Source organism: Bifidobacterium sp. LH_743 (genome assembly GCF_056355775.1).
Genome location: NZ_JBKESZ010000001.1, coordinates 686,813 through 709,595, shown reverse-complemented (window position 1 = coordinate 709,595; position 22,783 = coordinate 686,813). Strand labels below are relative to the sequence as shown.

Below are 22,783 nucleotides of genomic sequence, written 5' to 3'. Positions count from 1 at the left end.
ATCGGAATGTGAAGATTGGGTATACCTTGCGAGAAAGTATGCACATGCTCATTCGACATGCAACGATGGAGGATTTGGACGCGATCGAGGCCGTGGAGGCCGCATGCTTCCCACCCGCGGAGGCCGCGAGCAACGAGAGCCTCACCGCACGCGTAGCCACATATCCGGATCATTTCTGGCTTTTGATCAACACCGATGACGACGACACCCCATTCCCCGCGAACGTTGCGGACGGCACTTTGGTTGGCTTCGTCGATGGCATGGCCACGAACGAGCCGGATCTGGCCGATGGCATGTACGACAACGCCGACATGCATGACGAGCATGGCGATTGGCAGATGATCTTCGGCGTGGATGTGGCCCCCGTCTACCAGCACCGCGGATGCGCCAGCCACCTGCTGCGCCAAGTGATTCTCGACGCCGCGAAGGCCGGGCGAAAAGGTCTGGTGCTCACCTGCAAGGAACGTCTGGTCGGTTTTTACGCGCGTTTGGGATTCGTGGATGAAGGCCTGTCCGATTCGACGCATGGCAATGTGGTCTGGCACCAGATGCGGCTTGCGCTGGCACATGACGGCGAGGCCGATCACGACGCGAAGACCTTGGAGTTTCCGCAGGTGGAGCCCGCCGTCTGACGAGCGACGGGTGAATTCCTCGAAGCACCGCGACACGCCGACGATTTGCATTCCGCCGAAAATCCACGTAAGTTAGCACTCGCTTCGGGCGGTTGGCGCAGAGGTAGCGCACTTCCCTGACACGGAAGGGGTCACAAGTTCGAATCTTGTATCGCCCACGCGAAGCGGATGACAAAGCCGGGAAACCGGCGGAGACATCCCACGGGTGATTGGCGCAGCGGCTAGCGCACTTCCTTCACACGGAAGGGGTCATAGGTTCGATTCCTATATCACCCACTGGTTTCCTGCTTCTCACGGCAGGAATCCTTTGCGGACATAGCTTAGTTGGTAAAGCGCAACCTTGCCAAGGTTGAGACCGCGGGTCCGAGTCCCGTTGTCCGCTCCATCCTGAACCCCACCACTACGGTGGGGTTTTCGTTTATCCGGCGATGCCAGCCTTCATCGTCTTCATTTTCATCGCCTTCATCGCCGTTGAGTTGGTCCGACGGCGGCCCTGCCATCCGTCACCAAACCAACCATGTCATCAAAACCATGTCAACGGATTCGGCAAAACGCCACCCGGCACATTCCCATGCTTCCGTACGGTCACTGCTTCCCCATGCCGCTCCACGCGTAGTCCAGGTGCATGAATTCCGGCACCTTGTACCATTTGACCGGATATCCGGCCCCGTGCGCGCAGAAGACCGAATCGGGCGTGTTCTCCAAATCGGATTCCGGATCGTAGGCCGTACTCCCGATCACCTCGTCGGCGTTGTGGCAGGGCCGGTAGCCGGCGAACACGCAACTCAGGTGGCCGCGTCCATGCGTGTACGCGTTCACGTCCATCGCATAATCGCGCATCTCGCTCACCGGCGCGACGCCGTCCAGCACCATGTATTCGCCGTCTCCGACGGGCGGGTCGAACGTGCCGGACATGCGCTGGATGTCGGCCATCGCGTGCCCGACCATGTCCTGCGGCACTTCCAGACGGAAGCCGTACCATGGTTCAAGCAGACGGCAATCGCCCTTCCTCTTCGCCTCCATCAGGCCCTGGCGTATCGCGCGGTAGGTGGCCTGGCGGAAATCGCCGCCTTCCGTATGCTTCAGATGCGCGCGGCCCGTCAGCAAGGTGATCCTCATATCCGTGATCGGCGATCCGGTGAGCACGCCCAGATGCTCGCGTTCCTTGAAATGCTGCATGATGAGGCGTTGCCAGTTACGGTCGAGCACGTCCTCGCTGCATACGGTCGCATATTCCATGCCGGAGCCCTGCGGCAGCGGCTCCAGCAGCACGTGCGCCTCCGCATAGTGGCGCAACGGTTCGAAATGGCCGACGCCTTCGACCGGTGCGGCGATCGTCTCCTTGTACAGGATGCCGCCGGGACCGAACGTGACGTCCAAACCGAAACGGTCGTGCATGATCTGCTGGATAATCTCCAGCTGCACGGCGCCCATCAACTGCAGATGCACCTCCTCGAGGCGCGGCTGCCAGACGACATGCAGGAGCGGATCCTCATCCTCCAATTCGCGCAGGGCGACGAGGCATTTGTGGATATCGCACTCCCCCGGTTCCAACGTGTACGTAAGCACCGGCTGCAGCACCGGACTGCCGGCGTCCCGCTCCTTGCCGAGGCCCTCCCCGGGAAATGTCCGCGTAGGCCCCGTCACAGCGCATATGGCGCCCGCTGGAACCGTGTCGACCGTGGTGGATTTCGCACCGGAGTAGACACGCACCTGGTCGGCCTTTTCATGCCACCGTCCGTCGTCGTCGGTTGCCGATGCCGTGGAATCGCCGGCGGAACCCGCCGTGCCGCTCAGCATCATCTTGGCCTTCAGCTCGCCGCCGGTCACCTTGAGCCAAGTCAGACGGTTGCCTTGCGCGTCGTGCGAAACCTTGTATACGCGCGCGCCGAAATCGCCGGCATACCGCGGTTCCTGTGTGAAACGTTCGAAGCCGGCGATGAACCCTTCGATGCCGTCCATTTTCAATGCGGAGCCGAAATAGCATGGGAACAGCCTACGATCGGCGATCATGGCGCGGATGGTCTCATCCGGCACGGTTCCGGTGCCGAGATACGCGTCCATGGCGGTCTCATCCTGCATGGCGATGTCCTCCATATGGGCATCGGGATCGGTGAAATCGATGCAGCCGTCGGAGAAACGCTTCCCGAGTTGGGCAAGCAATTGTGATTTGTCGGCGCCGGGCGCGTCCATTTTGTTGACGAAGACGAATGTGGGCACCTGATACCGGCCAAGCAGCCGCCACAGCGTTTCGGTATGGCCTTGGATGCCGTCCGCGCCGGAAATGACGAGGATGGCATAGTCGAGCACGGCGAGCGTACGTTCCGTTTCGGCGGAGAAGTCGACGTGGCCGGGAGTGTCGAGCAGGGTGATGGTGAGGTCGGGCGTGGCGATGACCGCCGGTTCGGCGAAGATGGTGATGCCGCGCTGCCGTTCCATGGCATCCGTGTCGAGGAAGGCGTCACCATGGTCGACACGACCGAGTCTGCGCACCTGGCCCGTGCTGTAGAGCAGGGCCTCCGACAACGTGGTCTTGCCCGCGTCCACATGCGCCAGAATGCCCGCGACGATTCGCTTCATGGTCTCCCCTATCTTGCCGACCGATGGACAGGAAAGCCCTCGTGCCATGCGAACATGGTACGAGGGCTTGAGATGGTGACCCCGGCCGGGCTCGAACCGGCGACCTTGAGATTAGAAGTCACATGCTCTATCCAGCTGAGCTACAGGGCCAAACCAGATTAAGTATAGTCAGTTCATGCATGGTTGCCAACTCGACACGGCATCCATTCCACCAAACCGACGCTTACAACCCTCTCACAGTCGGTTTCGCGGCATCCATTCCACCAAACCGACGGTGAGAGGGCGCTAGGCGTCGGTTTGGCCGAAAGGACTGGGCTTTATTCGATGATCCAGCTCAGGCCGACGAGCACGATGAGGAACAGGACGTTCACCGCGGTGTAGACGGCCAGATAGCGGCCTTTCTTGTCCGGATACGCGCGCGTCACGTTCTTATAGCCGATCAACGATGCCATGGATGCGATCAGCGTGCCCAGACCGCCAAGATTGGTGCCGATGATCAGTTCGCGCCACTGGTCACAGAAGCCGGACAGCAGCAGCGTGGTCGGCACGTTGGAGATGAACTGGCTGGACACCACGGAGACCTCCAGCGGATGCGCCCCGACCAGGGAAGCGGCCAATTCGTAGAATTCCGGCACGCGCTTCATGTTGCCGATGAAGATGAAGAACATGCAGAACGTGAGTGGCAGACCCCAGTCGACGTTGCGGAACACGCGGCGGTCGCACAGCAGGAACGCCACGAACACGATGACGCACATCACCCACAGCGGAATGAAATCGTTCACGGCCAACAAGCAGACCACGAACAGCGCAAGGTACACGATGGTGCGCCAGCCGCCGTAGCCGGCGCCATAGCCGGTCACGCGAATCTCATCGGGCTGCGGCTGGTCGGAATGCGGGGCGAGCACGTTCTGCTCGATGCCGGAGCCGTCGATCGCGGAGAATTCGGAAACCGGTTTGCCGCCGAACACGACGCATGTGATGATCACCAGCAGCACCGCGGCCGCGAAGGAATACGGCGCCATGATGCCGATCATCTCCGTGGCCGGCATGCCTGTCAGCGCCTTCAGATACAGGTTGTGCGCGTTGCCGATCGGGGTGAGCATGCTGCCGACGTTCGCGGCGACCGTCATCAGCGTGCCGACCAGCACCGCATGCTCCTCCATATGCGCCATCGTGAGCACGGCAATCGCGAACGGCACGAACGTGACCAGAGCCACATCATTGGTGATGAGCATGCCGGAGAAGAACGGCAGCGCGATCAACGTGAGCACCAGACCACGCGCGGTCTTGACATGATGCAGCAACCGCGAACCGATGATGCGGAACACGCCGATACGCTGGAATCCGCATACCACCAGCATCAGGCAGACCAGCTGCGAAATGGTGCTGGCGTGAATGTAACCGGCGTACTCCTTATCCGGCGGCACGATGAAACATGAAATCAGTGCAAGTATTGTAGCGACTACGAGAATGGTCTCGTTCTTCAGGACCTTGACGACCAATCGCCGCATGCATTCCTCCGTCAATCCCGTTTGCAATCGCCTTGCACACCTTGCAAATCCAAGCGATTTTCATGCAAACGCCTAGACCACTTTACCCAAAAGTGCGCCTAGCACAGGTCCTCGGCGTGCTGCTTTTCCGACCATTCCAACGATTTTCAGCCGCTCTTGCTTACTGCCGCATGCCATTGCAAACCGGCAAAATTCATTTTGGACGGTGAAAATCTTCACAATTCCCTTTTTCGGTCATGAAGGATTCATCCAAAATTCGCCGTCCGTTCGCAACGAATTCACCGGCAGCACAGATCTTTTCCGCCCTATATCGCCCTATCTCAAACATTCAGGCCACGTTATTACCGAAGACGCGAGACTGCAGATCCTTGCGCAGCATTTCCAGTTTGGTGATCTGACCGAGCAGCTCGATCTTCTCGGCGCCGTCCGGCAGTTGCGCCATACGACGTTGCGACGCGCCGATCTTGCGCATGATGCCGGTGTCGAGCAATCGTACGATCAGCTCGGAGGCGTAGCGACGTTCGTCATCCGTTGGCCTGCGCAGTTGCGCGGACTGTTCCTGTGATTCGTTTGTGTCACGGCTGGCATCCGCCTCGCTCGGAGGCAATGGCAACGGCATGACGGCCAGTTCGTTGATGACGGATTCGAGCATCGGACCGCCCGCCTTCGTCAGATTGTGCATCCACAGTCCCTGCGGCACGTCCGGCGCCGGCAATCCGCCCGCCGCGGCGACCGCTTGGAACAACGTGCGGAACACCGGCGTCATGAAACTCGACAGGGTCAGGCTGGCGAACATCGTCGGATCGACGGCCAACGGCACTTGGATCAACGTGGCCATGAACTGCTGCTCACAGATGAACACGGCGTCGTCGATGCGATAGTAGGTCTGCTCGACCGCGTCGCGATGCTCCAAGGCCTTGCGCGCGGCGGGATTCGCATACGGGTTCGCGCCACGGTCCGCGTACGAAGGTTCCGCCGATTGCCTCGTGTTGCCGGGGAAACGACGTTTCGACGCGTACGCGTCCTCGTCGCGCACGTTGAGCTTGCGTCGTTGGAACGACACCTCCCGCTGCATGATGTCCAAGTCAACGCCGATACGACGCACCGCCTTGCGGGAGTAAAGGTCAAGCAGCGAACGGTCGCGAATCTGCGCGATCAACGGAGCGACGGCCTTGACCGCGCCCATCTGCCCGGTCGCGTACGTGGTGTCGAAACGGTCGATCGCGGAATCGATCACGAAATCGTACAACGGGCGCGCGTTGGCGATCAGCGCGCGCACCGCCTCGTTGCCACGCTTGATGCGCAGATCGCAGGGATCGAGATTGTCCTCGGCAACCGCGACGAAGGCCTGCGTGGAGAACGCCGCATCCAAGCCGAACGCATGAATCGCGGCCTTCTGACCGGCAGCGTCGCCATCGAATGTGAACACGACGCGCGAGCTCAGCGCCTGCCCATCCACCTTCAACGGACCGACCAGCTGCACGGCGCCCAACGAATCGTCCGCAATCAAACGGCGGATAATCTTCGCGTGCTCCGCGCCGAACGCCGTGCCGCACGTGGCGACCGCCGTGTCGATGCCGGCCAGATGCATGGCCATCACATCGGTATAGCCTTCGACGATCACCGCCTGACGCTTCTTCACGATCGCCGATTTGGCCAAATCGATGCCGTACAGCACTTGGGTCTTGCGATACAGCTGCGTGTCGGGCGTGTTGATGTATTTCGCGTTGATCGCGTCGTCCTCATACAGTTTGCGCGCGCCGAAACCAAGCGTGCGTCCGGTGGAGTCGCGTATCGGCCATGTCACACGGCCGCGGAAATAATCGTAGACACCATGCTGGCCCCGCCGCGCGAGACCGGCGTCAAGCATCTCCTGCTGCGTGAATCCTTTGCCCGCAAGGTACCGGATGAGGTTGTCCCACCCCTGGGGCGCATATCCGCAACCGAAACGTTGGCAGTCGGCCTGGCTGAAATTGCGCCCATCCAGCAGTTTGCGGGCGGCGAGCGCCTCCTTGGTCATCAACTGGGAAACGAAGAACTCCTGAGCCGCCTCATTGGCCTCGAGCAGGCGCGCGCGCTTTGATCCGGTGTGCGCGGGGGTGTTGTCGGCCTTGTCGTAGTGCAGCTCGATATGGTATTTGTCGGCGAGCAGCTCCACCGCATCTCGGAAATCGATGTTCTCCTGATGTTCGACATAGCCGAACACGTCGCCACCAAGTCCGCAGCCGAAGCAATGCCACACGCCGAGCGCGGGGCGCACGGAGAAACTCGGCGTCTTCTCGTCATGGAAGGGACACAGTCCCACGTACGTGCCGGTTCCGGAGGGCTTGAGCGTGACGGACGCGGATACGATATCGTACAGGTCGGCGGCGACGCGGACCTTTTCTATGTCTTCCTTCTTGATCATTCCCGGCATACGCTCCAGCCTACCAGCCCATTCGGCCTCAGCACAGCAGGGAATGAAGCGTCATCGCGGAGGCGTCGGTCAGACTGGACACCTGGTCGATGGCCACGCGCAGCCGCGCGCCATCGTCCGCGGCCCGACGCCAATCATCGAGGAACACGTTCTCCAATGCGGCGGACGGTCTGGGATTGTCCTTCATGAACATGTCAACCAGATCCTTGACGATACGGCGTTCCTCGACGTGCATCGGATTGAGTTCGCCGGGCGCCATGACGAAATGCACGGCGATGCCTTTGAGCGCCACGATCTCATAGCCCGTCTCTTCGGGAATCACCAGATCGCCATGGTAACGGGTCAGCGGATCAGTGCCATATGTGTCCCTCGTGGCATATTCCACGGAACCGGCGAACCGGCCGATCAAATCGCTGGTCATGTTCTTCATTCGCGCGAGCGCGCGCCGCGAGCCGTCGAAACCGTCGGGGAACGTGCCACGTCGGCGCATACGAGCGAACGCGTCCACCAGCTTGCCACCATCCCATTGCGGCCCGTACCATGCGCGCGCGTCCTCCGCTATCGCATCGATTGCCGCGTCGTCGCGCAGTGCGCCCGGATCGAGCGCGCCGGTGGCGATGGCGTCCTCCACGTCGTGCACGCTGTAGGCGATGTCATCGGCAAGGTCCATGACCTGGCATTCGACAGGTTGGCGTGTAGGGTCGGGCGTGCCGCGTTTGAGCCAGTCGAACACATCAGTATCGTCCGGATAGACGCAGAATTTGGTTCCTCGCTCCCCTTTTGGATGCGCGGCGGCCTCGTCGAGCGTCCATGGATATTTGACGGCCGCGTCGAGTGCGGCACGGGTCAGGTTCACACCTGCGGAACGACCGTCGGGGAACATGACCTTCGGCTCGAGTCGTGTGAGCAGCCGCAGGGTCTGCGCGTTGCCTTCGAAACCGCCGATGTCTTGGGCGATTTCGGCGAGCGCGCGTTCCCCGTTATGCCCGAACGGCGGATGTCCGAGATCGTGCGCGAGGCAGGCGCAGTCGACCACGTCAGGGTCGCAGCCGAGCGAAGAGCCGATCTGCCGTCCGATCTGCGCGACTTCCAGCGTGTGTGTGAGCCGGGTACGGGCGAAATCGTCCGTTCCCGCGACCAGGATCTGCGTTTTCGCGCCGAGCCTGCGCAACGCGGATGAGTGGATGAGCCGGGCGCGGTCACGTTGGAAGGCGGTACGCGAGCTTGATTTGGGTGATTCGGGCGCCCAACGTTCCTCGTCGGACGCGCAGTATCCCTCGCTCGTCATGGCGTACCGCCTTTCGGTCGCTCCGGCGATTCCCGCGCGGATTGCTACAGAATGCTCGTCGGGTTGAGTTTGGCAAGATCCTCGGCCGGCAGCACTTCCGCGGCATGCTCGTACAGGCGCGGGATGCGGTTGCGCAGGCAGGTGAAGATCTCATAGCTGATGGTGTCGGCGGCGCGGCCCCAATCGTCGGCGGTCGGCTCGGCGTAGTCCTCGCCGCGGCCGGGGCCGAACAGTTCCACTGTGTCTCCCTCGTGGACGCCGAGCGCTTCGGCGGAACCGTGCAGGTCGAGCATGAACTGGTCCATGCACACACGGCCGGACACACGGTACAGCCGTGGTCCTTCCGCGGTCATCACTCGCACCGGCCCTCCGGGCTTGACCACATGCTTGGCGCCTTCCATGTCGAAGCCGGAGGCGGAACGATGGATGCCATCGGCGTAGCCGAGCGGGACGATCGCGGTGGAGGTGTCGGTGGGCGTCAGATAGGTGCGGCCATAGGAGATGCCGTGCCCGGCCTCCACGGCCTTGACCGTGCCCAACTGGGCCTGCAGGGTCATGGACGGTTTCAGATCGTATGTGGATGGGGTGCCCATGGCCGGGTCCGCCTCGTATCCGTACAGGCCGATGCCAGGACGGGTCAGTTCGAAATGGATCTCCGGACGGGACAGCGTCGCCGCGGTGTTGGCGAGGTGACGGACCTCCGGTGCGATGCCGGCGGCCTCCATGCGCCTGGTGAAGTCCTTGAAACATTCGACCTGCCGGTCCGTGGCGGCCACGAATTCCGGCACGTCGGGAGCGTCCGCCACGGCAAGGTGGCTCCACTGTCCGACGATGTGCAGCACGCCCTCCTTGGCGAGCGGCACCAGTTTGGCGAGCGCTGTGTCGAACGATGCCGGTGTGAAGCCGTTGCGGCCGAAGCCGGAATCGACCTTCACGTGCACGCGCGCCGTCTTGCCGAGCCTGCGTGCGGCCGCCGCGACGCCGTCGATGCCGGCGAGCGAGCCGACGGAGATGTCGATGTCATTGGCGATCAGCTCGTCGAACGGCACTTCGGCGCCGCTGTATACCCATGTCAGGATATGGCAGCGGTCCGGACCGATGCCGGCCTTGCGCAGCAACAGCGCCTCATGCGATTGCGCGGTGCCGAGCCACGTGGCTCCGCCGGCCAGCGCGGCGAGTGCCGCCGGAATCAGGCCGTGGCCGTACGCGTCCGCCTTGACGACGCCCATGACGGCGGTGCCGGAATGCGGCCCGCCCACGACGTCGACCAGATGCCGCATATTGTCGCGCAGTGTGGCGAGGTCGACGATGGCCTGCGCCGGATACTGCCGACGGGCGGCCTGATAATTCGCTTTGCCTTGTTCGGATGAGAAATCCCATTCACGTGTTGCGCTCAAAGTCATGGCTCCTATTGTCGCGCCGCTATGTGACAGGAATGGAACATCCGGAGCGCATGGTGAGACGATTCACGATGTTTTCACGTCTTTTGTCCGGTCTCGGTTTTTACACTTTCCATGCATAAGGCGTGTCGTGCAACGGCAACCTTTCTGATTTCTGGCGTTGAGGCGTGCCAGAGTCCCGGAAATCCGTCCGGTCCAGCCCATTTTTCAAACAATCATAGGGAATCTGACGACCATGGATCTATTTCGCAAGAAGTCGGTGGACCAGCTTGTCTCCGAATCGACTCCACTGAAGCGAACACTGAAAACCTTCGATCTGACCATGTTGGGCATCGGCGCCATCATCGGCACCGGCATCTTCGTGCTCACCGGCAAGGGCGCGCTCACCGCGGGACCCGCATTGTGCGTGTCCTTCCTGCTGGCCGCCGTCTGCTGCGGCTTCGCGGGATTGTGCTACGCGGAGTTCGCCGCGATGGCCCCGGTGTCCGGTTCCGCCTATTCGTACGCGTATCTGGCGTTCGGCGAGCTGATCGCCTTCGTAATCGGCTGGGATCTGATCTTGGAATACGCGTTGCAGGCGGCCACCGTCTCGGCCGGCTGGTCGGGCTATTTCAACAAGCTGCTGGAAGGCTTCGGACTGCATCTGCCGGTTGAGTTGACCGCCGCATACGGCACCACGCCTGGCGTGACCACCTATTTCAATCTGCCGGGCTTCGTGATCGTGCTCGTCATCACATGGGTGCTGTCCATCGGCATCAACCAGACAAAGAAGACCAACGACATCATGGTGATGATCAAGCTGGCCATCATCGTGCTGTTCATCGTGTGCACCGTCTGGTACATCAACCCCGCCAACTGGAAACCGTTCTCCCCGTACGGCATCTACACGTTCCAGCCGGGCTCGACGCAACCGTACGGCATCGTGCCGGCCGCGTCAATCGTGTTCTTCAGCTTCATCGGCTTCGACGCCGTGTCCTCCTCCGCCGAGGAGACCATCAATCCGAACAAGACGCTGCCGCGCGGCATTCTGATCTCGCTGGCCGTGTCCACCGTGCTGTACATCGTCATGACGCTCATCATGACCGGCGTGGTGCCGTACAGGGAGTTCGCGAAGTTCATCGACGCCCCGGTCGCCGGCGTGATCATGGAGACCGGCCTGAACTGGCTGGCGTTCATCGTGAACCTCGGCGCGCTGATCGGCATGACCACCGTCATGCTGGTGCAACTGTACGGCCAGTCGCGCATCTGCTACGCCATGAGCCGCGACGGCCTGTTCCCGAAGTTCTTCGGCGATGTGCATCCGAAGTACCGCACGCCGTTCAAGGGAACGTGGTTCTTCGGCATCCTGACGGCGATCGCCGGCGGCTTCATCAACATCAACGTGCTGTTCGAGCTGGTGAACATCGGTACGCTGTCCGCGTTCATCATCGTGTCGGCCGGCATCCTGTGGATGCGCAAGACCCAGCCGGACGCCCATCGCGGATTCCGCGCGCCGGGAGTGCCGTTCACGCCGATCTGCGCGATCGTGTTCTGCCTGATTCTGATCCTCGGCCTCAATTGGGAGACCTGGGTGCGTTTCGCCGTATGGTTCGCGCTTGGCCTGGTGGTGTATTTCACGTACAGCCGCAAGCATTCGAAGCTCAACGAGCCCGGCCTGTTCTGACCTCGCCCCATCGAAACAATGGAGGCTGTCTCCCGCATACCCGCGGAGGACGGCCTCCATTCATACCATCACATGTTCATCCCACGTGTTTATCCATCACGCCATTCGAATCAGCGAGGACCGGAAGGCATGATCATCTCACCACTCGTGGCGCTGGTAGGCGATTCTCGTGGTGTCGGTGGGCCTGTCCAGCAGCTGGATCAGTCCGCAACGCGCGAATCCGTTCGATTCGAGCACATGCTGCATGGCCTTGTTGTTCGGATGGGTGTCGGCACGCACATTGCCGTAATGCTCGATGCACCAGTTGATGCAGTCCTTGGCCGCGCCCTTGACGAGTCCGGACGATGCGATGCGATGGATGGTCACATACGAGTCGTCGTCCAGCCACGCCCCGTCGATGTGCGCGTAGGTCGGATCGTCCCCCGTGCATAGGGCGAACTGGGCGAGGATGCGTTCCCTGCCGTCCACCTCGTCGACCAGCAGTATGGTGCGGCGCTGGCGGATGTCATCGCGCACCACTTCCTCACGCGGAAACGTGTTCCCCCACTGAGTGGGATTTCCGTTGGCCGCCATGAGTTCACGCGCATGCTGGTAGATTTTCAGCATGGCGGGCAGGTCCTCCATGGTGGCGCGACGGAACCGACGTTCGGAAGTGGTTTCGTTCAACCCGTTCACCTCAATTCGACTGTATGCCTCTCTCAGGCATTCCAGCCGTCAAAGCTACCACGTCCACCGCACAGCGGCGCGTGTTTCACGCAGTATGTTTCACGCAACATATTTCACGCAATGCGTTTTCACACAACGCGGCGTTCGAACGGATCGGAGCTGATACCCTTGGCAAGGATGTCCTTCGCCCACTCCTTGGCGGTGAACAGACTGTGGTCGCGATAATTGCCGCAGCTTTCAATCGTCGTCGCGGGCACATCGTCCCACGTTGCCTTGTACGCGATGAATTCCAACGATTCCTTCAGCGCCTTCGCCACATCCTCCGTGGAATGCTCGCCCCACGTCAGCAGATGGAATCCGGTGCGGCAGCCGAACGGGGAGCAGTCGATGTATCCGGGGATACGCTCGCGCAGCAGCACCGCGATGGTGTGTTCGATGGTGTGCAGGCCTCCAGTCGGAATGGCGTTCTCATTCGGCTGCACCAGACGCAGGTCATAATTCGAGATCACGTCGCCGTGGGGGCCGGTCTCCTTGTCGATGTAACGCACATACGGCGCCTTCACCTTGGTATGGTCCAGCTGGAAGCTTTCCACAACCGGCTTGTCTTCTGCCATGTTTATGTCCTTTCTTTGGCTTTCATTGGCTTTCGTCCATGTTCCACTGTCCACGTTTCGGCCGTATCAGTCAACCGCCACGCCATACGTGTCGGCTATGACGCGCTCAATCATCGCCGCCGGTGGCCGCGCGGATCACATCCATGAACCGTTCGCCGTACTGTTCGAGCTTACGCTCGCCCACGCCATCGACTTCCAGGAATTCCTCATCGGTGCCCGGTTTGAGCCGCGCCATGCCGCGCAGCGCCTTATCGGAGAACACAATGTACGGAGGCTTGCCAAGCTCTCGGGCGATGTCCAGACGCAACGCGCGCAATCGCTGGAACAACGCCTCGTCCTCATCGTCCGGCACGTACGATCCGACGGCTGCCGGAGTGGCGGAAACCCGTTGCTTCGCCGCGGCCGACCGCTTGACCCGCTTGATCTCGTAATGAAATTCCGGCGCGACCGTCTCCGCGGCACGAGGTCCGAAGCGGACAATCGGCATGCGCCCCTCGGTGATCGTCAGGAATCCGTCGGTGGCCATCTGGCTCAGCACGTCGCGAACGCGTGCCTCCGGCACCTCGTCGAGCACACCGAACGACGGTAGGCTTTCGGGATTGAGATAGCCCAGATCCTGGGCTCTTGATCCGCGCAGCACCTTGACGATCTTGCCGCTGCCGACGCGCTGGTTCACATCGTGCACGCAACGGCTGATGGCACGTGCCACATCGGTGACGTCGATCGTTTCGAACGCATGCCCGCAATTGGCGCAACCTCCCACGCAAGTGCCGTCGTCTTTCGAGACGGCTCCCGCGTTTTCGCCGAAATACCTGGTCATGTACGCGTGCAGGCAGTCCGTGGTGCGGCAATAGCCGACCATGGCGTCAAGCAGACGTCGTTTCGAGGCGCGCACGGCCTCCTGCTCCTCGGGCGTCAGCCGATCGTTCTCGTAATCCATGTCGAGCAGACGACGACGCGTGACGACGTCCGATTCGTTCCACAGCAACGTGCAGCGGCTCGGCTCGCCGTCTCGTCCGGCGCGGCCCGCCTCCTGGTAGTACGCTTCGATGGATTCGGGCATGTTGTGGTGGATGACGAAGCGCACGTTGGACTTGTCGATGCCCATGCCAAACGCGTTGGTGGCCACGACGACGGGCACGCGGTCGGTGACGAAATCGCGTTGCGCCTGCTCGCGTGTTTCGGCGCTCATGCCGCCGTGGTAGGCGACGGCGACGGTGCCGCCTGGGACGTTCCCTCCTTCAGCGGCGGCCCGCCGTTCACGAACGGCGATGTTGATCGATTCGGCGAGCGCCTCCGTCTCCTTGCGCGTCGCGCAGTATACGATGCCGGATTCGTCCGGATGGGCCGCGATGTATGACGCCACCCAGGATGCCTTGTCCTTGCGCGGCATGTTGATAACGTCGAAATAGAGGTTCGGCCGATCGAATCCGGTGACGGTTATGGCCGGATCGGCAAGACCGAGAATCGATACGATGTCGCGCCGCACACGTTCGGTGGCGGTCGCCGTGAACGCCGCGACGGTCGGCCTGTTGGGAAGATGGGCGATGAATTCGCCGATGCCGAGGTACGAGGAACGGAAGTCCTGTCCCCATTGGGAGACGCAATGCGCCTCATCGACGGCGACGAGGGAGATTCGCACACGGTTGGCGAAGTTGCGGAAGCGGTCGGTTTCCAAGCGTTCCGGGGCTATGTACAGCAGTTTGATCTGGCCGGACGCCGTCTGTGCGAACACCGTGTCCTGTTCGTCCGGCGTCTGCGTGGTGTTGATGAACGCGGCCGGAAGACCCACATCGTTCAGGGCGTCGACCTGGTCCCTCATAAGCGAGATCAGTGGCGAGATGACGACGGTCACGCCCGGCAGCATCGCGGCCGGAATCTGGTAGCAGATGGATTTGCCGGCGCCGGTAGGCATGACGCCAAGTACGTCGCGTCCGGAGAGGATGGCCGAAACGATGCCGGATTGTCCGGGACGGAACGAATCGTAGCCGAAATAGCGTTTCAGCGCATCCAGCGCATGTGGGTCAACAGGTTCGACGGATTGAACAGCTTGCGTCATGCCTCCCAAGTGTAGCAATGCCGGAATGCGGCGATAAGGTTTCGCTGATGTCACGCGACGCCGACGAAGACGGGGCGGCCGGCATGGGTATTCCCCGTGCCGGCCGCCCCGCGATTTTCCAACGGGTGGATCAGATCTGACGGAACGCCTGCTCCAGGTCGGCGATGAGGTCGTCCGCATCCTCCAGACCGACGGACAGACGAATCAGGTTGGCGGGAACCTCAAGCGTGGTGCCGGCCACAGAGGCATGGGTCATGGCGCCCGGATGCTCGATCAGGGATTCCACGCCGCCCAGGGATTCCGCCAAGGTGAACACCTCGGTGGCGCCGGCGAACTTCTTGGCCGCTTCGAAGCCGGCGGCGATCTGGATGGAGATCATGCCGCCGAAGCCGCCGTGCATCTGACGTGCCGCGATCTCGTGGCCCGGATGAGATTCGAGGCCCGGGTACCACACGCGCTCCACTTCGGGGCGGGTTTCCAGCCACTGCGCGATCTTCAGCGCGTTGCGGCTGTGCTGCTTGACGCGCAGGTCGAGGGTCTTGAGTCCGCGGATGTCCAGCCAGGAGTCGAACGGCGAAGGCACGGCACCGGCCGCGTTCTGCAGGAAGGCCACGGCGTCGCGGGTCTCCTTGTCATTCAGGACCACCGCGCCGCCGACCACGTCGGAATGGCCGCCGATGTACTTGGTGGTGGAGTAGACCACCACGTCGGCGCCGTCATCCAGCGGATGCTGCAATACCGGCGATGCGAAGGTGTTGTCCACCACGACCTTGGTGCCGTGCGCGTGGGCAACTGCGGAGGTGGCGGCGATGTCGGTGATGTTGAGCAGCGGATTGGACGGGGTCTCGACCCAGATGTAGCGGTACTGCTTCTTCGCGAGTGCGGCGGACACGGCGGCCGTGTCGGTGATGTCGACCACGTCGAGGCCGATGCCCCACGGCACGAACACTTTGGAGAGCAAGCGGTAGGTGCCTCCGTACACGTCGTTGCCGAGCAGGATGTTGTCGCCGGGCTTCAAGGTGGAGCGCAGCAGCACGTCGATGGCGGCGAGGCCCGAGGAGAAGCTCAGCGCGTATTTCGCGTCTTCCACGCTGGCGAGCTGCTCGTCGAAGGAATTGCGGGTCGGGTTGATGGAACGGCTGTAGTCGTAGCCGTGACGCAGTCCGCCGACGCCGTCCTGCTTGAAGGTGGAGGTCATGTAGATCGGCGTGACCACGGCTCCGGTGGTCGGATCGGGTTCCTGGCCTGCGTGGATGGCGCGGGTGGCGCGGGCGGAGGCGTTGAGGGCTTCGGTGTTGGTCGAGATGGTCATGATGGGAACTCCTTGGAAATAGCGAATGGTTTGGGTTGTTCGGATGATGGGCATTGGATTATGGGTTGTCGGATGATGTCTACAGATACTGTTCGGCAAGGCTCGGCTTGGTGGTACGTTCCACGACGTCGGCGAACCCGTTGGCGCGCATCCAATCGTCGTTGAAGATCTTCTCCATGTAGCCACGGCCGGAATCCGGCAACAGCACCACGACAAGCTGATCCTCGTCGAGATCGTGCTCGCGGGCGTATTTGATGGCCGAGACCACAGCCATGCCGGAGGAGCCGCCTACGAGCAGGCCCTCCTCATTGGCGAGGCGGCGGGTCATTTCGAAGGCTTCGGCGTCCGTGACCTGCACGATCTCGTCGGGCAGGTCACGATCGAAGGCCTTCGGATAGAAGTCCTCGCCGACGCCTTCGATCTTGTACTGGTGTACGTCGTTCGGATCAGAGTAGATGGAGCCTTCCGGATCGGCTCCGATGACCTGCACCGCGCCGTCGGAGACGTCCTTCAGATAATGTCCGGTGCCGGAAATGGTGCCGCCGGTGCCGATGCCGGCCACGAAATGCGTGACCTTGTGGTCGGTGGCCTCCCAGATCTCCGGACCGGTGGTGCGGTAGTGGCTTTCCGGACCGTTCGGATTGTCGTACTGGTTGGGACGGTAACCGCCGGGAATCGCCTTGGCGAGGCGGTCTGCGACCTGATAGTAGGAGCGCGGATCGTCCGGACCTGCGTCGGTGGGGGTCACGACCACTTCGGCGCCGTACGCGCGCAGGACGGCGCGCTTGGCTTCGGAGACCTTGTCCGGCAGGGTGAAGATGGTGCGGTAGCCGCGCTGCAGGGCCACGAGGGCGAGTCCCACGCCGGTGTTGCCGGAGGTCGGTTCCACGATCACGCCGCCCGGCTTCAGCTCGCCGCTTTTCTCGGCGGCGTCGATGATGCGTTCGGCGATGCGGTCCTTGGACGAGCCGCCCGGATTGAGGTATTCGACCTTCACCGCGATGGTGGCCTTGATGCCGTCGGTCACGTGGTTGAGTTTGACGAGCGGGGTGTTGCCGATGAGTTCGGAGAGGGAGTTGTGAATGGTCATGGCGTTTCCTTTGCGCGACGTTTGCTTCGTGGAATTTTCGATTGGTTTTCGATTTCTTGTTTTCGAGAAGCTCGCGTCCGTCGCGTGCAATTGCTGAAACGGGACCTGCGTATCGGAATGTATGTCCATTCGTCATCGCATATGCCGGCTTCATCCGACATGCCGTTTTGAATGGTGTTTTGGCGATTCGCATACGGACTGCCTCAATCGCAGCCGTGCTATGAAAAGTCCTATCTCAAGTTATGCGTCGATGAACCGCGCGCCCCTCGGGGCGGGTGGTCAGCGACAACAACAACATGAGAAATTGAACATGGCTCACACCATAGCACACCCATTGACACCGGCGTGTCGACCGCGTTCGCATGATGGACATGTCATGGTCCGCGCAAGATCGGAAACGGCCGGCGTCATCGTATGGCCGACGCACATATGCCGCCCATCCACACGGCTACATCGTGGCGGCCTGCAGCAGTCGCTTCGTGTATTCGTCGCACGGGTGCGCCAGTATCCGATCGGTCGGACCGGATTCGACCGCATGTCCGTCGTGCAGGACCAGTATGCGGTCCGCGAGGTGCTGCACCACGCCCAGATCGTGGGACACCATGATGATCGCCATGTCGGGTTCAGCCTTGCGGATGGCTTTGAAGGATTCGAGGATTCTGACCCTTGCGGCCACGTCGATGGCGCTCATCGGCTCATCGGCGAGCAGCACCTTGGGCCGGTCCACGATGGCGCGGGCGATCGCCGCGCGCTGCGCCTGCCCGCCGGACAGGTCGATGGGAAAACGACCGGCGAACGTTTCCGGTTCGAGGCTCACCATGGCCAACGCTTCGGCCACACGATCCGCGATACGCTCCTGCGACCAATCCGGATGACGCAAACGAAGAGGCTCGCCCACGGAACGGCCGACGCGCCACCTCGGATCCAGCGAATCGTACGGATTCTGGAACACCAGTCCGGATTGCGCGCGCAGATCATGCGCCACTTCGCCGTGAAGCTGCTTCCCGCAATATTCGACGATGCCACCATCGGCACGCTCAAGTCCCAACAGCACGCGGGTCAGCGTGGTTTTGCCCGACCCGGATCCGCCGATCACCGCGAGGCACTCCCCCGCACGCAACCGCACATCCACATCGAACAGCACCTGACGACGATGCCGTCCCGTGCCATACCATTTGGCCAGGTCCCGGCCTTCCAGCATCGTCCGTTCGTCATCGCCCATGATCAGGCTCCTTCGTTTCCGGCGTGCAACGACAAGGCGCGCGCCGCCTCCACCAGCCGTCGGCCCTCATCGGTCCTGGGTTCCGTCAGCACGTCCGCGGTCGCGCCGGATTCGGCGATCCGGCCACGGTCCAGCACATAGCAACGCGTTGTGGCATGGCTCAGAACGGCGAAATCGTGGGTGATGAACAGCATGGAGGCATTCGCATCATCCACCAAGGATATGAGCAGGTCCACAATCTGCCGTTGCGTGATCGAATCCAAAGCGGTGGTCGGCTCATCCGCGATGATCAGCCTCGGAGACGTGACCAGCGCCGTGGCGATGCCGACGCGCTGCCGCTGCCCACCCGACAGTTCATGCGGATATTTGCACAGCACATCCTCGCCCAAGCCGACCTTTTCCAGCATGCGTGTGACGCGTTCCAATCGTTCGGCGAGCGTCAGATCGTAATGCAGGTACAGCGGAAGCCCGACCTGCTGTGCCACCGTCATCACCGGATTCAACGCCGCGGATGGATCCTGGAACACCATGCCCACGTATCGTCCACGCAGGTCGGCGATCACACTGTCGGACGCGCCCACGATCTGCTTGCCGCCCAATTCCACGCTGCCTTCCACACGTGCGGTGGAGGGGAGCAATCCCATCATCGCTTTGGCGATCATCGACTTGCCGGAACCGGATGAGCCGACCAGGCCGACGCGTTCGCCGTCGGCGATGTCGAGGTCGACGCCGTGGACGATCGGCTTGCCGTTGATGACGATGTTCAGGTCACGGATGGAAACGCTCATGAGATCTCCCTCAACGCGGGGTTGGCCAACGGGTCGAGCGCGTCGCGCAGTGCGTCACCGAACAGGTTCAGCGCGATCACGACCAGCGTCACCACCAGTCCGGGCCACAGAACGGCCGTCGGATGGATACTGATGAATCGGACGGAGGTGGACAGCGAATGCCCCCAGCTGGGAACGCCGGCTCCGACGCCCACGCCAAGGTAGGTGAGTCCCGCTTCGGCCAGCATCGAGGTGCCGGCGCTCATGGACAGCTGCACGCACAACACCGGCAATGTGTTCGGCACGATGTGCGAGAAGAACACGCGGATGGGGCTTGCCCCCGACCACAATGCCGATTCGACGTATGCGGAACGCGCGGCGAGCATGGCGGAAGGGCGTAGGATGCGGGCCAGGTTCAGCCCGTACGCGCAGCCGCAGGCGGCCACGACCACCGCGGCGGACGCGCCGAACGGCACAGTGAGGATCAATGCGATCAGCACCGTCGGAATGGAGATCAGCGCGTCGACCACGACCACCGACGTGGACGCGAGTGCGCCGGAACGTGACACCATCGCCGCCACCAGCGCAAGTCCGATCGCGGCGGCGACGATGACGGCGAGCAGTGCGATCAGAAGATTCGTGCGGGAGCCGGCCATCAGCCAGCTCAGCACGTCGGCTCCGGTGCCGTCGGTGCCCAGCGGATGCGCCGCGGACGGCGAGGCCCACACGTTGAAGCCGTCGGTGTCGAGCAGCGGATACGGCGTCCAGACAAGGGATATGGCTGCAGTCAGAAGCCACAGTCCGATGACGATCAGCGAGTATTTGCCTCCCGCCTTGGACCAGATGGACGATATGACGATTTTCGCCGAATTCATGCGATTGCCTTTCCCGAGGCCGCGCCGGTGGTTTTCAATCGTGGATCCAGCGCGCGGTGCGCCACGTCGACCACGAGTCCCAGCAGCAGGAAGAACGCGGCGAGCAGGAACAGTTCGCTTTGCACCGCGATGAGGTCGCGGTTGCCGACATCGGTGACCAGCATGGCACCAAGACCCGGCAGGGCGAACAGGTTCTCCACCACCATCACGCCGGTGATCATCTGCGCGAAGGTCAGACCGATCACGGACACCAGTTGCGGGGTGGCCAGACGCAGGGCCACGCGCAGCACCGCCTGCGTGCGGGTCATGCCGCAGGCCATGGCCATGTCCACCGCCTGCGAGGAGGCCATATCCCCCACCGCCGCGCGCGTGTAGCGCATGATGGATGCTCCGGCCGTGATGCCGGTGGTGAGCGCGGGCAACGTCAGCGAGGCGAGCGCGCGTAGCGGCGACGACCAACCGTCATCCGGGAAGCCCTGCGCGGGAAGCAATCCCAGCAGGCCCGATCCACGGGAGAACAGCAGTATCAGCAGCAAACCGCCCCACAACGCGGGGATGGCGCCGGCCACGATCGCGATGCCATGAAGCAGGCCGCGCAGACGGGGATTGCGCGCCAGCACGGCGGCGCAGCCGAGCGGAAGCCCTATCGCGAGCGCGATCAGAAGGCTCAGCACGATCAGCGGAAAAGTCACGGACATGCGCGTCACGACCTGCCCCGCCACCGATCTGCCGCCGACCGCGGACACGCCGAGATCGCCATGCAGCAGACCCAGCATCCAATCGCCGTATTGCGCGACAAGCGGCTTGTCCAACCCGAGTTCGGCGCGCAGCGACGCGATGCGTTCGGGGGTCGCGTTGGTGCCGGCGATCACCGCGGCCACGTCCCCCGGAAGCACGCGAAGCATCACGAACACCAACGCGGACAGGCCCATCAGGGCCGCCACGAACAGCATCAGCCGTTTCCCTACGAATCGCATGATCGTCCACGCAACCTTTACTTGAACTTGCCTGACCCGCTTGGTCCTACTTGGTCTCGGAGATCTGCCACAGCGGTAGCACCGTCTGGCTCAGCTTGCTTGGGAAGCCTTGCACGTGCCTGTTGCAGGCCACCGTCACGCGGTAGCCGAACAGCCAGTCCGCCGGCGAATCCTCGCTGACGGCTTTGGCCGCCTGCTTGAGGTAATCGGCGCTTTGCTTCCCGTCGGTGGCTTTGAGCGCCTTGGAGTACAGTTCCTGCGCCTGCTTGCCGTCGTAGTGGAAGTAGTAGTCCGGTGTGGTCCACTTGTAGAAGTCGTGGCTTTCGGCGTGGTCCACCAGCGAGAGCTCATAGTCGCCGTTGGTATGCACATCCTGCAGCCAGGTGGAGAATTCCACGTAGTCGATCTTCAGGTCGATGCCGATTTTGGCGAGCTGGCTTTTGAGCTGGTCGCCAAGCTCGGTGCCGTACGTGTTGGCGTAGGTGAGGGTGAGCTTCAGCGGATTGTCGGTGGAGTATCCGGCTGCGCTCATGAGTTGCTTGGCCTTGTCCACGTTGTACGGATACAGGCCGGTCAGGTCCTCGTAGCCCGGGTCTACGGACGGAATCGGGCCTCCGAGCGCGTAATCGACGTTTCCGCGGGAGGCGATGATCTCCTTGTGGTTGATGCCGTAGCGGATGGCCTGGCGGACGCGCTTGTCCTTGAGCTTGCTGTTCGCACAGTTGAACGCGAGCACGAATTTGTCGCTTCCGTCGGCCGCGGACACCCGATACGTATTCGTATCAAGCGATTTGGCGAGTGTGGCGTTCACCGGGGAGAGTACGTCGACGTCGCCGCTTTTGAGCGCGTTGGCGGCCGCGTTGTCATCGTTGATGAATTTGAGCACCACATGTTCGGTGGCCGGCTTGTGCGCCGACCCCCAGTATTTCGCATTGGCCTTGAGCACCATCTTGCTGGCCGGGTCGAAGGACTCCACGGTGTACGGGCCGGAACCGACCGCCTCGGTCTTCGCGTCGTATTTGGCGTTTCTGTCGAACACCAGTCCCGGACGCCCGGTCAGATACCACAGGAAGTTGGAGTCGGGGGCGGAAAGCGTGAGTCTGACGGTATCGGAATCCACGGCTTCGGCCTTGTCGAGGCTTTCCACCTGGTTGGCGTTGTAGTACTGCTTCTCCTTAAGCTGGTTGATGGACCATGCCACGTCGTCGGCGTCGAGCTTGTCGCCATTGGAGAAGCGCACGTTCTTGTTGAGGTGGAACGTGTAGGTTTTTCCGTCCTTGGAGATGTCCCAGGATTTCGCGATGCCCGGACGCACGTTGTTATCGGAGTCGCGGGACAACAGGCCTTCATATACGTTGCCGATCAGCACCTGTTCGATGGCGGAGCCGGATTGGTGGCGGATGTCAAGGCTGGCTGGCGCGAGTTTGAGACCTATGGAGATGGTATCGGCTTTCGACCCATCGGCACCGTCCGCACCGGTTTTTCCACGCGATACCGCAATGGCCACGATGATGGCGATGACGGCGATGACCGCCACGAGCACGTAAACCCATTTCCTCGGACCTGTCGGTTTCGGCGTTTTGGCGCGCGCATTCAGCGTGGCGTCGGTGCTGGCCGCGTCGTTTTGTCCGTTCTTCCGTTCGGTTGCGTCGGCTTCGCCGTACGCACCTGAAGATGCTGACATGATTGCTCCTATATTCCGTTATGCTTG

General features: G+C 62.1%; 17 protein-coding genes and 4 tRNA genes. 5 read left to right on the top strand and 16 right to left on the bottom strand.

Annotated elements, in window-relative coordinates; translation table 11 throughout:
• Positions 1–44 precede the first annotated feature (44 nt).
• From AC1ATL_RS03010 to AC1ATL_RS02995, 4 genes are all read left to right on the top strand, one after another.
• Positions 45–632 carry a GNAT family N-acetyltransferase gene (locus tag AC1ATL_RS03010; protein ID WP_476568306.1) on the top strand — a complete coding sequence of 196 codons (588 nt, stop codon included), beginning with the start codon at positions 45–47 and terminating at the stop codon, positions 630–632.
• 86 nt (positions 633–718) lie between these two features.
• Positions 719–790: transfer RNA gene (locus AC1ATL_RS03005), tRNA-Val, on the top strand.
• Positions 791–835: 45 nt separating this feature from the next.
• Positions 836–908, top strand: a tRNA-Val gene (locus AC1ATL_RS03000).
• A 33-nt stretch (positions 909–941) separates the two neighbouring features.
• Positions 942–1,017: transfer RNA gene (locus AC1ATL_RS02995), tRNA-Gly, on the top strand.
• Positions 1,018–1,217: 200 nt separating this feature from the next.
• Here AC1ATL_RS02995 and AC1ATL_RS02990 read toward each other — a convergent pair.
• The 6 genes from AC1ATL_RS02990 to alr all read right to left on the bottom strand — a co-directional run bounded on the left by AC1ATL_RS02990 (position 1,218) and on the right by alr (position 9,830).
• A complete protein-coding gene (locus AC1ATL_RS02990) occupies positions 1,218–3,212 on the bottom strand; it encodes a GTP-binding protein (protein ID WP_476568304.1) in 1,995 nt (664 codons plus the stop codon).
• Positions 3,213–3,285: 73 nt separating this feature from the next.
• Positions 3,286–3,362: transfer RNA gene (locus tag AC1ATL_RS02985), tRNA-Arg, on the bottom strand.
• 167 nt (positions 3,363–3,529) lie between these two features.
• The gene (locus tag AC1ATL_RS02980) at positions 3,530–4,723 is read right to left on the bottom strand and encodes an SLC13 family permease (RefSeq protein WP_476568302.1); all 1,194 of its coding nucleotides are present in this window, start codon (positions 4,721–4,723) and stop codon (positions 3,530–3,532) included.
• Positions 4,724–5,051: 328 nt separating this feature from the next.
• Positions 5,052–7,139 carry a DNA primase gene (gene dnaG / locus AC1ATL_RS02975; RefSeq protein ID WP_476568300.1) on the bottom strand — a complete coding sequence of 696 codons (2,088 nt, stop codon included), beginning with the start codon at positions 7,137–7,139 and terminating at the stop codon, positions 5,052–5,054.
• Positions 7,140–7,167: 28 nt separating this feature from the next.
• Entirely contained in the window at positions 7,168–8,427 is a 1,260-nt protein-coding gene (locus tag AC1ATL_RS02970; RefSeq protein ID WP_476568298.1) for a deoxyguanosinetriphosphate triphosphohydrolase, read from the bottom strand.
• Between the two features lie 44 nt (positions 8,428–8,471).
• Positions 8,472–9,830 (bottom strand): alanine racemase, encoded by a 1,359-nt coding sequence (alr, locus tag AC1ATL_RS02965; RefSeq protein WP_476568296.1) that lies wholly within the window; start codon positions 9,828–9,830, stop codon positions 8,472–8,474.
• A gap of 232 nt (positions 9,831–10,062) precedes the next feature.
• On the opposite strand from alr, the gene AC1ATL_RS02960 reads away from it, so the two are divergent.
• Complete coding sequence (locus tag AC1ATL_RS02960; RefSeq protein ID WP_476568294.1) at positions 10,063–11,490, top strand: amino acid permease; 1,428 nt, start codon at positions 10,063–10,065, stop codon at positions 11,488–11,490.
• A 138-nt stretch (positions 11,491–11,628) separates the two neighbouring features.
• Here AC1ATL_RS02960 and AC1ATL_RS02955 read toward each other — a convergent pair whose 3' ends face one another.
• The 10 genes from AC1ATL_RS02955 to AC1ATL_RS02910 all read right to left on the bottom strand — a co-directional run bounded on the left by AC1ATL_RS02955 (position 11,629) and on the right by AC1ATL_RS02910 (position 22,756).
• A complete protein-coding gene (locus AC1ATL_RS02955) occupies positions 11,629–12,165 on the bottom strand; it encodes a GNAT family N-acetyltransferase (RefSeq protein WP_476568292.1) in 537 nt (178 codons plus the stop codon).
• A 119-nt stretch (positions 12,166–12,284) separates the two neighbouring features.
• Positions 12,285–12,770: an S-ribosylhomocysteine lyase gene (locus AC1ATL_RS02950; protein ID WP_217063398.1), complete on the bottom strand. Its 486-nt coding sequence runs from the start codon at positions 12,768–12,770 to the stop codon at positions 12,285–12,287.
• A 106-nt stretch (positions 12,771–12,876) separates the two neighbouring features.
• Entirely contained in the window at positions 12,877–14,829 is a 1,953-nt protein-coding gene (gene recQ, locus AC1ATL_RS02945; RefSeq protein ID WP_476568289.1) for a DNA helicase RecQ, read from the bottom strand.
• A gap of 130 nt (positions 14,830–14,959) precedes the next feature.
• Positions 14,960–16,141, bottom strand: coding sequence for a cystathionine gamma-synthase (locus AC1ATL_RS02940; RefSeq protein WP_476568287.1), 1,182 nt, complete (start codon positions 16,139–16,141; stop codon positions 14,960–14,962).
• A 79-nt stretch (positions 16,142–16,220) separates the two neighbouring features.
• On the bottom strand, positions 16,221–17,231 hold the full coding sequence (locus AC1ATL_RS02935) for a pyridoxal-phosphate dependent enzyme (RefSeq protein WP_476568285.1): 1,011 nt from the start codon (positions 17,229–17,231) through the stop codon (positions 16,221–16,223).
• A gap of 448 nt (positions 17,232–17,679) precedes the next feature.
• On the bottom strand, positions 17,680–18,453 hold the full coding sequence (locus tag AC1ATL_RS02930; protein WP_476568283.1) for an ATP-binding cassette domain-containing protein: 774 nt from the start codon (positions 18,451–18,453) through the stop codon (positions 17,680–17,682).
• A 2-nt stretch (positions 18,454–18,455) separates the two neighbouring features.
• On the bottom strand, positions 18,456–19,241 hold the full coding sequence (locus tag AC1ATL_RS02925; protein ID WP_476568281.1) for an ABC transporter ATP-binding protein: 786 nt from the start codon (positions 19,239–19,241) through the stop codon (positions 18,456–18,458).
• Positions 19,238–20,095 (bottom strand): ABC transporter permease, encoded by an 858-nt coding sequence (locus tag AC1ATL_RS02920; RefSeq protein ID WP_476568279.1) that lies wholly within the window; start codon positions 20,093–20,095, stop codon positions 19,238–19,240. The genes AC1ATL_RS02925 and AC1ATL_RS02920 overlap by 4 nt, the downstream gene beginning before the upstream one ends.
• Positions 20,092–21,072 (bottom strand): ABC transporter permease, encoded by a 981-nt coding sequence (locus tag AC1ATL_RS02915; protein ID WP_476568277.1) that lies wholly within the window; start codon positions 21,070–21,072, stop codon positions 20,092–20,094. Before AC1ATL_RS02915 ends, AC1ATL_RS02920 begins: the two co-directional genes overlap by 4 nt.
• A 46-nt stretch (positions 21,073–21,118) precedes the next feature.
• Entirely contained in the window at positions 21,119–22,756 is a 1,638-nt protein-coding gene (locus AC1ATL_RS02910) for an ABC transporter substrate-binding protein (protein ID WP_476568275.1), read from the bottom strand.
• Positions 22,757–22,783 lie beyond the last annotated feature (27 nt).